This window comes from Lentilactobacillus kisonensis DSM 19906 = JCM 15041, assembly GCF_001434135.1.
Lineage (GTDB): Bacteria > Bacillota > Bacilli > Lactobacillales > Lactobacillaceae > Lentilactobacillus > Lentilactobacillus kisonensis.
The window spans coordinates 1-13,872 of record NZ_AZEB01000019.1; the positions used below are offsets into that span (position 1 = coordinate 1).

The following is a 13,872-nucleotide window of genomic DNA, read 5'->3' on the forward strand; positions in this document are numbered from 1 at the left end:
GTATTTTGCATATCTTTGTGAATAAATCAGGGTATAATAGTCCTTCAACAATCCCTTTAATTCACTTGATGATACCTTCTTGAATGGATTATTTTCTTCAATATATAATTGACTCATATCGATTACATCAACTGTAAATAACATTCTCATCACTCCACTGTAGTCTGACAGATTCGAGAATTACGACCTTGCCAGTACTAATTTTATTGAAATAGTAGTCTCCAATTCATTATCCATATGGCACCCTAACCCATACCTAAGCTAATACCTTAAAACAGCAAAAAAGCTACCAGAAGCGCTTCATTAACCATTATTCCAACTCACACCTCAGCTCATACTTTCTACAAACCTCACTTATGATACGGACTCCCCTCATTAATCATAAACGCCCGGTAAATCTGCTCAGTCAGCACTAATCGCATTAACTGGTGCGGCAACGTAAACTTCCCAAACGAAATCTGGGTATCCGCCCGATCGAGAACTTCCTTCGACAGGCCAAGTGAGCCACCAATCACAAACGTAATATCCGAATGACCATAAGTGGTTAAGTCCGCGATTTCCTTTGCGAACGCTTCAGATGACCGCTCTTTGCCTAAGATTGCGAGTGCATAGACGTACTCGCGATCTTTTATTTTAGCCAAAATCCGCGAACCTTCCTTTGCCATTACGTCATCCATTTCCGCTTGACTCAGTGATTCGGGTGCTTTTTCATCGGGAACTTCGATAATCTGAAACTTGCAGAATCGCGATAACCGCTTGGCATATTCCGCAATTCCCTGTTTGAAATATTTTTCCTTTAACTTACCCACAACGACTAATTTAATGTTCAATTCAGATTTTCCCTCCAAGGTGATTTTATCTGTGCACAAAAGGTGGCTTATTAACAAGTTGTCCACAAAGTTATCCACAGGTTTATGCACATAACTATTTATTTTCGGACCCGCATTTTTTTGGAAATTGTCAAGGGTCAAATTAGTTTTCCACAGAACTGTGGAAAACGTGCGTTCGCAATCCACTAGTGCAAACCCTATTATACCAGCAACTTCAGCGACGAACAAAGCTATTTTTTTACACATAAAAAGTTATCCACAATTTCTGTGGATAACTTTACCCATTTGGGGGATAACTTCTGAGTGTTAATATAACAAGAATTGCGCCTTCCTTGTGGATTATCCACAGAGTTATCCACAACTAAAATGTGGATAGATTTTGTTTTGTCAGTTTATTAGTTAATTATTTTTCAAGAATTTACATTGAAGTTCGGTTTTTAGTTATCATGTACCCCGCAAGATTCATTCAACGACCCAAGACCGTTCGGAAACGAGTTCTATGATTGATTTTTGCTGACGCGAATGTTCCTCTCCTGACCTTTTTAACAGCAGCCACAAAGTAACTAGGTAATTTTTCCGTATTTAGTTATATGGAGGTGATTAAAATGCCCATTCGAATTCAATCCATTAATAATATGAACCTGTTCTTATTGCCAAATAATATCCATCCCCAAGCTGAACACTACAACGTCTTTCAAGCTGACGACGGTGTTATCCTATTCATCCCGGTTCACGACACCGAAAAATAACTCTGCCAACCGTAACCAAGTTAACAATATACGAATGCATTATTGGCAAAATAAAAACGACCCGTTTCAACTAAGAAATCGAATCGTCATGCTACTTTGAATTTAGTTAAGCGACATTATCCATGGGAGTTGTGTTGTCCTATTTCACTTAGATTAGGACCGCTGCGTAAAGCAAATGCTTGCACACCTAAGCGCCCTAACGGCCAAGCCCCAAAGATTTCCTGAATCGCTGTTATCTAACAGAAATATGCTACACCAAGCAGAGACTTGCACCTAAGCCCTCTCCACCAAAAATCCAAGCCCAGGATTTTTAGTGGAGAAAGCTTAGGCTCCAGTCTCTAACCGCTTGGTTCCGCACTGTTACTTACTTGCCTCACTCAACACCTTATTAGTTGCCTTTTGATTTAACGTAATCGTGCCAGTCTTCTTTTCACCCTTATGGTAATAAGTTACGGACACCCGATCGCCAATCTTGTGTTTATACAAAATATCTCGCAACTGGCTCTGTTCCGTAATGTTTTGACCATCAAGGTTCGTAATGACATCGTATTTCGCAATTCCTGCCCGTTTAGCGGGTGAATTAGCATTAACTTGAAGAACAACTGCTCCCTGCGTCACACTCTTAGGAAGCTTCAATATGGACCGCTGCTGCTCTTCGGAAACATTCGAGAGATCAGTATAACCGATCCCCAATGCTGGGCGAACCACTTGACCATGCTTAATCAATTGATTAATGATCGTCACAACTTCATTACTTGGAATGGCAAAGCCCATCCCTTCAACACTCGTTCCCTGTTGATCAGAAGCCAATTTCATTGAGTTAATTCCAACAACTTGACCAGCAAGGTTAATCAATGGCCCACCTGAGTTTCCAGGATTAATTGCGGCATCGGTCTGGATAACCGTTGCGTTACCAATTTGTTGACCACTCTCTGAAGTTTGGGGAACCTCACGCTTTTTAGCGGAAATAATTCCCTGAGTGACTGAAGTTGCATATTGGGATCCAAGTGGTGATCCAATTGCTAATACCGGTTCAGCAACCTTAATATTGTCGGAATCACCAAAGGTTGCGACTTTATTAACCTTACTAGAATCAATCTTGATAACTGCCAAATCAGTAACCGCATCCTTACCGACAACCTTAGCGGAAACCTTCGAACCATCGCTCAGAATAATTTCAAGGGCATTGGCACCAGAAACCACGTGGTTATTAGTGACAATGTAGGCAGTATTACCACTCTTCTTATAGATGACTCCAGAGCCTTCACTAGATGCTTCTAGTTCACCGCTCTTCTTACTCTTACTTGAAGAAGTATCGCCGCCAAGAATACCCGCCAATGGGTTATCACTTTCACTTTGCCGTTGAAGGTTAATAACTGATACAACCGTACTCTTAGTCGCATTAAATGCTTGTTCAGCTTGCGTACTGAGGTTTACTTTCATGTTGCTGACCTTGGCGTTACCGTTTTTATTGCTGCCGGAAATCATTTCCGTTCCGGTAGTATTATTACTATTATCAAAATATGAAATACCACCGTAAGTAATGCCACCGCCAAGTGCACCGGCAATTACAGCGGTTGCGATAATTTTTCCAAAACCATTTTTTTCTGCCAATTAGTATTCCCCCTTCTCTTCTTCTATTACATTATAATAATACCCTTTTTTATTGAAAAAAGTGTGTTGAAAACTTTAGAAATATCTAAAGGAAATCTAAACAATCATTAAAGGTGAGGCAATTTCGGGTTCCGTATCATATAATTTAAAGTCCTTACCGACACCCATGTCATGATCAGCCAAGATTGAAGCGACCGTTAGATGGCATAATGATTTCATGTTGTTATGCTGACTACGGTGACCTAAAAAGACTTTCTTCGTACGATGACCAATGACATCCAACATCGTGTTAGCCCCGTCCTCGTTCGACAAATGACCCTGATCACCTAAGATCCGTTGCTTCAACGGCCACGAATACTCACCATTTTCCAGCATTTCAATGTCGTGGTTACACTCTAGTAGGTAACCATCCGCATCCTTAATCACGCCTTCCATCCGGTCAGAAACGTAACCCGTATCGGTCAAGACAACGAAGGACTTATTGTTATGATGAAATACATAGAATTGGGGCTCAGCGGCATCATGGGAAACTGAGAAACTCTCAATATCAATGTCACCAAAGTCTTTTACCGTATCCGGCGGAAAAATATTCTTCTTTTCTGCTGGAATCTTACCAATCCTGGAACTCATGGCATCCCAAGTTCCCTGGTTTGCATAAACACTTAGGTTATATCGTCTGGCTAAAACGCCAACACTCTGCCGATGGTCCGAGTGTTCATGGGTTACCAACAGCGTATCAACATCATTAAGGTCACGTCCAATTGAACTCATTAGGTTCGCAATCTTCTTACCACTTAACCCAGCATCCAGCAAGATTTTATGCTGCGGTGTTTCAATGTACGTGACGTTACCAGTACTACCACTGGCAAGGACACTAATTTGCATATCATCATTATCCATTATTGCTATTCTTTCCCAACCTTAGTTGATTTCAGACGAACTTTGACTATTCTTTAAATTTTCATCAGTTTCTTTGATAATGCCACCAGTAAAGGCGTTGATCCGCTTAATTTGGACCTGAGTGGAATTTTGCGGTTTGATGGCAATGATCCAAGTTGGAATAAATACCCGGTCGTTATCAATAGATAGCAACTTCGTATAACCTAACTTAGTCCATGCAACCTTTGTGTTATTTGGTATTTCATTATACTGATATAGCCAGATTAATGCACGGGTTTCTGATATTGTTTCCGATTTTTCCCGCAAACTCTTAATGTCTTGGAGATAGGTCTGGCTATAACTGACAATTTGATGATTAGAATTCAACGCAAATCTCAGTTGGGCTTCAGATGAATACATTGAGCCGCCCATCGCTTTTTGAGAATACACTAAAGTTTGGGATGTCGACAATTCTTTATTGTACGTATACTGATCGCCAAACAAGATAAACGTCGGATCCGTCAGCATTTTGTCAATGGTCTTCTGGGGCGCATTCTTACTAACAGTGACCGGTTCCTTAAATTCGCTCTCTAACTCATGACCGATATAGTGGGGAGTCTGATTAACTAATTGACCCATTTGATTTCGTAAGATATCGCTTTGTGTACCGGAAATGTAGTAAGCAAACCCTTGCTTATTAGACAAGCTATCTACTTTAATTTGATCATTACGCATTTCTTTGATGATCTTGGAATTTGAATCACCCTGAGACACGTTCTCCGCTTGTAAATCAGTGTTCTTTTCAAACATCCCAAACAAAAAGATATCAATCGCGATAAATGTTACCAAAAAAATGATCTCAATTCTCCGAAAATTCAAATGGCTCCCCTCCTTTCCTAATACTGATTAATCATCTCCGTGTAGCTTTGCCATTTTCCGTTATAAAGGATATACCAATCTGGCGTTAAATTAATTAACAATGGTGACGAAGAATCCTTTCGCCAACCATAGCCAATTTGGATCTTAGCAATCTCCTTAGCCTTATATCCATGATTAACTAACCGTTTGATCATGGTTGTCGTGGATGGCAGGGTCGTATACCCCTTTTTACTTGGAATTGGTACTTCCGGATTATCTAAAGAGAAATCCATCCTTTGCGCACTGGCATTGATCGTCCGTGTCGAAATTGTCCCGAACCCATTTGCCCGAAAAATCGGGAAGCCTTCCACAAAGGTTCGGTACATCACCGTTCTACTTTGGCTATCATAATCGAAGAAACGGACGTTATCTAACGGTAGGCCAAGGTCAGCCAACTTGTTATATGAGTTATTCAATGCAGACGTAATGTTTCTCTTGTTCTTATTTGGCCGATAATCAGAGAATCTTCCCATCCGCATCTTAGAATTAAACAGTAACTGCATCGAATTTTGATCACCATAGATGACAACGTTCTTCCGCCGCTTAGCACTAATATTTTGAGAATCGTCACTATTTAATAACCGGCTAACGTAGTAATCTTCCGACTGCCGGTCAATTAGGTACTTGTAGGGTTCCATCTGCACACTGGAATCAACGTAAACGAGTGGTTTGTTATTAAACAGTTTAAACGTCGCCGAAATCGTCCAAATACTCATCGTTAACACTTTGTTTAACGCCTTTAAGCTGTGCTTTTTAACTTTGACCTGATAAACCTTAAAGTCTTGGTCATTGAGTAAATAAAGCTTTGTCTGGTCATCCGTTGGTAAAACAATTCGGTTGACGGTTACATTCGGAAACTTTTTGAAGCGATTATTAACGTTAGCGTTCAATATTTTCATTGACACTGGCGTTGGATAACTGAGCATGATTGAATTTGGGCGATTTGCTACTTTGAAATAATCAGTTTGCGAACCACTACGATACTCTGAAATACTTGGTTTCTGATAATCCCGCATTGTCTTCTTAATTTCTGAAATAACGTTAACCAACTCATTAACCAGAATCTCTTGGTCACCTTCACTATTGGTATAAACCGCCTGCGTGGGGGTGTAGACATAGTGCTTAGGCTTAATCATGGACTCAGTTTGCGAATTCTGCTTGGTATTTTGTTTACTTCGGTAATTAGCCGGATTGGTCCACAGAACCATCGAAAGCGTGAGGCTGACGATAACCGCAATGGTTAACGCAATTGGTATCAAGTATTTACTAAACTTCATCCCAGAGGTCCTCCTCTTTTATTGGTTCATATGGCAGGGCAATATAAAATGTTGACCCCTTTCCCTCGACACTTTCAACCCACAACTGGCCTTTCAACGCTTCTACCACTTCTTTTGAAATGGCTAATCCAAGGCCACTACCACCTTGTTGGCGAGAACGGGCCTTATCAACCCGATAGAACCGATCAAAAATATGGGGAATATCTTTCCGTGGAATTCCTAATCCCTGATCACTGATGCTTAAAATGACCTTATTTCGGGTCTCATATAGTCGACAGGTAATGACGCCGCCATCAGGTGAATATTTGATCGCATTATTCATCAAATTATCAAGCACCTGAGTGAAACGATCAGTATCCAGATCTACCCAAAGGTCCCGGTTCGTAAACTTGCGCTGGATGGTGTAAGTCTTTTCAGGATGATCATCTTTTTTAAGGATCATATCAAACCGATTCAAAACGTAATTAAAAAGTTCATTAATGTTGACCAGTTCAACTTCCATCTTTTGGGTTCCTGAATCCATCCGTGACAGCGTTAGCAGATCATTAATCATTCGGATCATCCGATCGGTTTCGTCTTGGGTCACTTTTAGAAACTTTGGTGCAAGCTTCGGGTCCTTCCAGGCTCCATCGGACAAGGCTTCAATATAAGAACGAACACTTGTAAGTGGTGTTCGCAGTTCATGGGAGACGTTTGAAACAAATTGTTTCCGATCCTGATCGATTCGCTGCTGTTCAGTAATGTCTCGAAGAACGCAAACCAATCCACTAATAAAGCCCGATTCTCGTTGAATAAGTGAAAAATGAGCGTGTAAGATTAGGCTGTGATCGTCACTAGAAAAATCAAGAATTAACTCATCCGGTTTTTCTAGTAAATCACGTAGGCTGTAATCCTTTCGAATATCTAATACATCAAGGATGGATTGCCCCATTACTTGATTTTCATCACTATTTAGAAAACTCGTGGCTGTTTCGTTAATGATAATGACGTTTCCACGGCGATCGGTCGCTAAAACCCCATCGGTCATGTTGGCAAGGACTGAATCAAGCCGTCGTCGTTCAGACTCAGTTGACTCATGAGACTCTTCAACCCTGACTGACAAGTTGTTAACTGCACTTGCTAATTGGCCCAGTTCATCGTTTCCATATACATGAACTTGGCCCGAGTAGTCACCACGGGCAATCCGAATTGTTTGCTTTTTCATCTCTTCAATCGGCCGGGTAATCGCTCTTGAAATGACGATTGAAATTAATAATCCCAGGATAATCGCGATTGACGCGGCAAATAAGAAGATAACCGTAATACTATTGATATTTTGATAAACACTATCTAAGTTAGCCTTCGTGTACACAACACCAACGATGGTGCTGTTATTACCAGAACTTTTAATTAATGGCGAAACTAACGTGTAGTAACGCGTATCAGTTGTGGCATCATAGGTATTCTTCTCAATTGTCGTTCTGCCATAAATCGCGTTTTTGACGTTATCGTCCGTTGTTTTTTGACCGACAATCGCTTGGTTATTGACTTGGTTTGTTCCGCGGATAGTCCCCTTTGTATCAATAACCTGAATTTGAGCATTATTACTATTGTCAGAGTCATTCAAAATCGTTCGGATCCGTCGATTAGCTGCTGCCTCGTTTGACCGCGACAATTGCGTGGTCAACGAATTGGTCACGTAAGTCTGGAGCTGAATTTGGTTTTTGAACGTTGATAAATTCTGATGTTCTAGCTGCCTCACGAAGACAGCCCCAACAATTTCAAGGGTTACGAGTAGTACCAGGGCGAAAACTAGTGCTATCTTAAATTTAATTGATTGGTAAAATTTAATTCGATTATTCACAACCAGCTAATACCCCTTACGTTTAAATTCATGATTATGCTTGGTCACTTTCTGGATTTCTGAGGTAATAACCGACTCCTCGACGAGTTACTAACCAGGTTGGGTGGCTTGGACTATCTTCGACCTTTTCACGAAGCCTTCGGACAGTAACGTCAACGGTTCTAACGTCACCAAAATAGTCATAACCCCAAACCGTTTGTAATAAATGTTCCCGGGTCATAACTTGACCGATATGTTGTGCTAGATAATGGAGCAATTCAAATTCCCGGTGAGTTAATTCAATATTTTCACCCCGTTTGGAAACTGAATAGGCTTCTGGATGAATAACCAAGTCACCAATCTTAATATCTTGATTATCATCACCCTCATTAGCATTGCTGCTATTAGTTCCTTGCCGCCGTAAATTAGCCTTCACCCGGGCAACTAACTCCCGATTAGAGAATGGCTTAGTAACGTAATCATCAGCTCCTAATTCCAAGCCGAGGACCTTATCCAATTCTGAATCCTTTGCGGTAACCATAATGATTGGGGTATCCTTTGTCTTGCGGACTTCCCGGGCAACTTCTAAGCCATCCACCTTAGGCAGCATTAAATCCAAGATAATTAAGTCTGGATCGACATCTTTAACTTGCTGAAGCGCTTCTTCACCATCATACGCGACGGAGACTTCATAACCTTCTTTAACTAGATTGAATTTCTCAATATCAACGATTGGTTTTTCATCGTCAACTACTAAAATTTTCTTTGCCATTAACAATTTCTCCTAACATGGATTTGGTATTGTTATTTTTCATTTAATTTGTAATTTGCACACGCCAACATGTTGCTATTATAACACAGGTACTTTTTCGCGTAATAAAGCTGACTAGCAGGCAGCAACAGGCCTGTCACGGATTAGTAAACGACAGCCCAACTTCCAAAATAATGATTGATTTGCTTTTATTTTGAAATATTTTTGGAGAAGCTGTTGCAAAAAAAAAATTCTCATGCTATTATATTTAAGTCGGTTAGTAATGGGCAGTTAGCTCAGTTGGTAGAGCAACGGACTCTTAATCCGTGGGTCCAGGGTTCGAGCCCCTGACTGCCCACTTATTACATACTACTAAATAACAATCATGCAGCTGCTTGCAGCCATGGTTGTTATTTTTTTGTTTAAAATTGGCCCATATAAAAGAGACGACCAAATAATAAGTCGCCTCCAATATCATCCAAAAAACATTGTTATTGTTTAAATTGTCTTAACTAATGTAACTACTATATCTCTTTTGCCTAACCCTGTTGCGCATACGAAATCGACGAAAACTTATTATAAGACTTCACAAACAACAGCTTAACCGTTCCCCGTGGGCCAGATCGGTTCTTCTCAATAATAACTTCAACTTCGCCGACATCATTTTCGTCGTCTTCACCGCTAGAACCGCTTGATTGATCATCATCGTCTTCATCCTCATCCCGATAGTAATCTTCACGATAAAGGAAAGCCACAATATCAGCATCCTGCTCAATTGAGCCTGATTCACGGATATCTGACAATACGGGCCGCTTATCCTGACGCTGCTCAACTCCACGCGAAAGCTGTGATAGCGCGATAACTGGAACATGTAGTTCTTTTGCCAGCTTCTTTAACTGCCGGGAAATACCAGAAACTTCTTGTTGCCGGTTTTCAGCATTGCTGCCCTCAATTAGCTGTAGGTAATCGACAACAACTAAACCTAAGTTTCCAGATTCCTTAGCGAGCCGGCGGCATTTAGCCCTAATCTCAGACATTTTAATTCCGGCTGTATCATCAATATAGATGTGCGCCCGAGATAAGCTTCCCATTGCCACAACTAAGTTTTGCCATTCATCTTCAGTCAACTGCCCCGTTCGCAAATGGTTGGCATTGATACTACCTTCCGCACACAGCATCCGGTTAACCAGCGATTCTGCACTCATTTCCAAACTAAAAATGGCGACCGTTTTATCCGTCTTAGTTCCAACGTTTTGTGCCAAGTTCAACGCAAAGGCGGTTTTACCAACAGCCGGCCGGGCAGCTAAAATGATCAATTCATCTTCATGCAGCCCCGTTGTAATCTTGTCAAGTTCAGGATAACCCGTTGAAACACCAGTGACCGTATCCCCCTCCTGGGAGAGCCGATCAATTTCGTTAAACGCGTTATTCAAAACATCCTTGATTGCCTTAAATCCCGATTGATTCCGGTTTTCAGCAACGTTCATGATATCGCGTTCAGCATCATCTAAAACAGTCGAAATATCATCATCAGTACTGTAGCTGTTAGTCACAATATTGGTCGCAGTTTGAATTAGACGGCGTAAAAGTGATTTATCCTTCACAATTTTGGCATAGTACGACACATTGGCCGCCGTTGGAACCGAACCCGCAAGGTCAGCAATATATTCCATTCCGCCAACATCGTCTAAATTATTTTGTTCGGTTAGTAAATTGGTAATCGTCACAACGTCGACCGCCTGATCACGGTCGTTAAGCTCAACCATTCCTTGGAAAATAATCTGGTGAGATCGTTTATAAAAATCATCGGGTTCTAAATATTCCATCGCTTCAATCAGCGCATCGGTACTCAGGAAAATCGATCCTAAAACCGCTTTTTCCGCGTCAATGTTCTGTGGTGGTAATTCATTTACAAAATCATTGCTCATTTAAATTCCCCAAATTCATTCATAGTAACTAAAACATTAGTATTGATATTCTATCCCATTTTAACATTCGTAGCAAAAGAGACTGGCCAAAACATCTTAGTTTTGGTTCCAGTCCCCTTTTAGGTTCGTATTGGTAATTATTAAATCAAGGTTGAAATTTTTGGCATGATAGCAGAAAACGTGCTACACCAAGCAGAAAGCTGCACCTAATCACTGTGACCAAATTTCTCTGGCTACATAGATTAGGATCGCTCCGCAAAGCAGAAACCTGCGCGTATGCACCTCTAACAAAAATCCCAAGCCCGGGAATGTATTCCTCATATATTTGGATCTCATCTCTTGGGCTTCATAGATTAGGACCGCTCCGCAAAGCAGAAAGCTGCACCTAAGCCTTCTCTGGCAAAAATCCCAAGCCCGGGGATTTTCGCCAGAGAAAACTTAGGCTCCACTTTCTAACCGCTTTGCTACGCTCACTTATTTAGGACAGTTCCTCCAGGCAGAAGTCTGCGCGTAAGCACCTCTAACAAAAATCCCAAGATCGGGGATTTCTGTTAGAGGAGACTTACACTCCGACTTCTAACCGCCTGGATCCGCTCACTTTTCCTTTACATGCACCCTTATCCTAGCCTCAACCTTTGGCCGTAGCTTAACATGAACATTCGTATAACCGGCTACTCGGATTGGATCTGCTAGTTCAATCTTGCGTTTATCCAGCTTAATCCCATACTGGGAATCCAACGCCGAAGCAATTTGTTTGCTTGGAATTGACCCGAACAATCTGCCGTCTGTGCCAGCTTTAGCAGACAATTCAACAACCGTTTTATCGTCTTCTAAATGGGCCTTAACTTTCTTGGCTTCTTCTAGCTCTTCAGCTTCACGCCGTTCTTCAGCTTTTTGTTGACCCTCAAGCTGACTCATTGCTGATCGTGAAGCCCTCTTTGCTTTACCATTTTTAATTAAAAAGTTTTGAGCATAGCCATCAGGAACTTCTTTTACCTCGCCACGTTTACCCTTACCACGGACGTCTTCTAGAAAAATTACTTTCATAATTGATCACTCCTACTATCCTCAAAATTAAATTAAATACCTTTATTCATTATCATCGATATACTGAATGGATTCAAGCAGTAATTGTTTGACATCCGCAATCGACTTATCCTCAATCTGGGTAGCGCCACTAGATAAATGACCGCCACCGCCCATTCGTTCCATAATAATTTGGACATTAATTGCCCCAGTACTCCGCGCAGAAACACCGACTTTTCCGTCGGAGCGCTTCGTAATAATAAACGAGGCATCAACCCCAGACATCGTTAATAGCGAATCACACGCCTGCGCCGCGGTAACCGGGTCATAAACCCGATCTTCTTCACCAACGATCATCGCCATGTCTTTATGGAAGAATTCAACCATCGAAATGAGGTGGTTACGTTGCAGATAATTATCAATATTTTCCTTCATCAACTGCTGCATTTCAGTCGAATCCGCTCCAGCTGACCGCAAATAACTGGCCGCATCAAAGGTTCGCGTCCCCGTCCGCATTGAGAACGATTGGGTATCAATAAAGATCCCCGTCAGCATAGCCGTTGCTTCAATTCGATTAATAGGTTCTTCTTCGTGTGGTTGATATTCAAACATTTCGGTGATGAGTTCACAAGTTGACGATGCATAGGGTTCAATATAAACCAGCATTGGATTTTCAGGGAATTCTTCCCCCCGTCTGTGGTGATCGATAATAATCACTCGTTGAGCCATCTTGTCATACAATTCTTGGGAAATACTAATGGATGGCTTAGAGTGATCAACCATAATTAGTAAACTACTATCCGTTGCCTTCTCTAGTGCTTCAGAGGGCGTAATAATTGACTCACTAATTTCTGGATACTTCTTAGCCGCCTCAAGTAATCGTTGAATGTCTGAATGAACCTTTTCCTTATCAAGAACGATCCAACACTTCTTATTGTTCATTTGGGCAATTCGGCGAATCCCTAAGCAAGCGCCTAAAGAATCCATATCAGGTCGCGTATGTCCCTGAACAAAGACTTGATCAGATGCATTCATTAATTCATTTAGCGCCTGTGAAATCATTCGGGCCCGAACCCGTGTCCGCTTCTCCATTGGGTTAGTTTTACCGCCATAGAACCTGGCTGTTCCATCAAGTGATTTAACAACCACCTGATCACCACCACGGCCTAACGCCAAATCAAGGTTACTCTGAGCCTGATCCGCCAAACTATTCAGATCATCTTCACCATAGGCAATCCCAATACTTAACGTTAACGGGAAGTTTTGCTTAGAAGTCGTTTCTCGAACGATGTCTAGAATATTAAACTTATCATTCTCAATTTTAGTTAACGACTTGGCATAAGCTAACAAGAAGAAGTGATCGTCATCAATTTGTTTCAGATACATCCCATACTTCTGAGACCAAGTAGCCAATTCATTAGTGACGTAATTACTTAAGTTAGAAATTTCTTGGTCGGTCATTGATTGGGTAATTTCATCATAGTTATCCAAGAAAATCTGGCCGACAGAAATTTGTTCTGACTCGTAACGCTCCTGAATATTGGCGTACTTAGTAATATCCATTAAGTAAATCGAGTTGTATTCCTTTTGGATCAGCATTGTGAATTTATGATCCCGCCAGGTAATCGTGTGAAACTCATTTGATTCCTCATACTTCATAATGAGTTGCTGTAAATCAGGATCAATGTCATTGATTTTTTTACCAAGAACATTATCATCCTTAAAATACCGCATCAAATATGGGTTAGTCCACTCAATTAGGCCATCGCCATTAGTGACCATCACGCCAATGGGCATCTCCAACAAGGCTTCTTGTTCACCCCGATGAATTCGATAGGATAAATCCGTAATGTAGCGATTGGTGTCCGAACTAATCTCATTCATCATCACAATTGTGTAAATTAAGCCAGCAACACTGATAACGATTAGAATAGTCGCAACAATTAAGTTATATAGCGTTGAAACCACGATGCCATAGATCACGATCAGGGCAATAAACATCATGATTCGCCGTAGACGTCGATTATGAACAAACGGTGGTAATTCGCCGTTGTTATTTGAAAACCAATTTTTCATCT

At 41.1% G+C, this 13,872-nt stretch carries 11 protein-coding genes and 1 tRNA gene; 2 read left to right on the forward strand and 10 right to left on the reverse strand.

Annotated features, from left to right (window positions below; all coding sequences use genetic code 11):
* Positions 1-350: 350 nt before the first annotated feature.
* Positions 351-830, reverse strand: a complete 480-nt coding sequence (gene rlmH, locus FC98_RS09585; protein ID WP_040471647.1) for a 23S rRNA (pseudouridine(1915)-N(3))-methyltransferase RlmH — start codon at positions 828-830, stop codon at positions 351-353.
* 605 nt (positions 831-1,435) lie between these two features.
* Between rlmH and FC98_RS14715 the strand changes: the two genes are divergently transcribed.
* Positions 1,436-1,579 (forward strand): hypothetical protein, encoded by a 144-nt coding sequence (locus tag FC98_RS14715; protein ID WP_155805134.1) that lies wholly within the window; start codon positions 1,436-1,438, stop codon positions 1,577-1,579.
* Positions 1,580-1,939: 360 nt separating this feature from the next.
* Here the strand turns inward: FC98_RS14715 and FC98_RS09590 are convergent, their stop codons facing one another.
* The 6 genes from FC98_RS09590 to yycF all read right to left on the reverse strand — a co-directional run bounded on the left by FC98_RS09590 (position 1,940) and on the right by yycF (position 8,861).
* Positions 1,940-3,193 carry a S1C family serine protease gene (locus FC98_RS09590; protein ID WP_008857177.1) on the reverse strand — a complete coding sequence of 418 codons (1,254 nt, stop codon included), beginning with the start codon at positions 3,191-3,193 and terminating at the stop codon, positions 1,940-1,942.
* 96 nt (positions 3,194-3,289) lie between these two features.
* On the reverse strand, positions 3,290-4,093 hold the full coding sequence (locus tag FC98_RS09595; RefSeq protein ID WP_008857178.1) for an MBL fold metallo-hydrolase: 804 nt from the start codon (positions 4,091-4,093) through the stop codon (positions 3,290-3,292).
* Positions 4,094-4,114: 21 nt separating this feature from the next.
* A complete protein-coding gene (locus FC98_RS09600) occupies positions 4,115-4,951 on the reverse strand; it encodes a two-component system regulatory protein YycI (RefSeq protein WP_008857179.1) in 837 nt (278 codons plus the stop codon).
* A 17-nt stretch (positions 4,952-4,968) separates the two neighbouring features.
* Complete coding sequence (locus tag FC98_RS09605) at positions 4,969-6,267, reverse strand: YycH family regulatory protein (protein ID WP_054655864.1); 1,299 nt, start codon at positions 6,265-6,267, stop codon at positions 4,969-4,971.
* Positions 6,257-8,110 (reverse strand): cell wall metabolism sensor histidine kinase WalK, encoded by a 1,854-nt coding sequence (gene walK / locus FC98_RS09610; protein ID WP_056949496.1) that lies wholly within the window; start codon positions 8,108-8,110, stop codon positions 6,257-6,259. The genes FC98_RS09605 and walK overlap by 11 nt, the downstream gene beginning before the upstream one ends.
* Before the next feature lie 34 nt (positions 8,111-8,144).
* On the reverse strand, positions 8,145-8,861 hold the full coding sequence (yycF, locus tag FC98_RS09615) for a response regulator YycF (protein WP_054655861.1): 717 nt from the start codon (positions 8,859-8,861) through the stop codon (positions 8,145-8,147).
* A gap of 264 nt (positions 8,862-9,125) precedes the next feature.
* On the opposite strand from yycF, the gene FC98_RS09620 reads away from it, so the two are divergent.
* Positions 9,126-9,198 (forward strand) — tRNA-Lys (locus tag FC98_RS09620).
* A 181-nt stretch (positions 9,199-9,379) separates the two neighbouring features.
* Here FC98_RS09620 and dnaB read toward each other — a convergent pair.
* The 3 genes from dnaB to FC98_RS09635 all read right to left on the reverse strand — a co-directional run bounded on the left by dnaB (position 9,380) and on the right by FC98_RS09635 (position 13,870).
* On the reverse strand, positions 9,380-10,768 hold the full coding sequence (gene dnaB, locus FC98_RS09625; protein ID WP_008857183.1) for a replicative DNA helicase: 1,389 nt from the start codon (positions 10,766-10,768) through the stop codon (positions 9,380-9,382).
* Positions 10,769-11,362: 594 nt separating this feature from the next.
* On the reverse strand, positions 11,363-11,815 hold the full coding sequence (gene rplI, locus FC98_RS09630; protein WP_054655859.1) for a 50S ribosomal protein L9: 453 nt from the start codon (positions 11,813-11,815) through the stop codon (positions 11,363-11,365).
* Positions 11,816-11,857: 42 nt separating this feature from the next.
* A complete protein-coding gene (locus FC98_RS09635; protein WP_172633922.1) occupies positions 11,858-13,870 on the reverse strand; it encodes a DHH family phosphoesterase in 2,013 nt (670 codons plus the stop codon).
* Positions 13,871-13,872 lie beyond the last annotated feature (2 nt).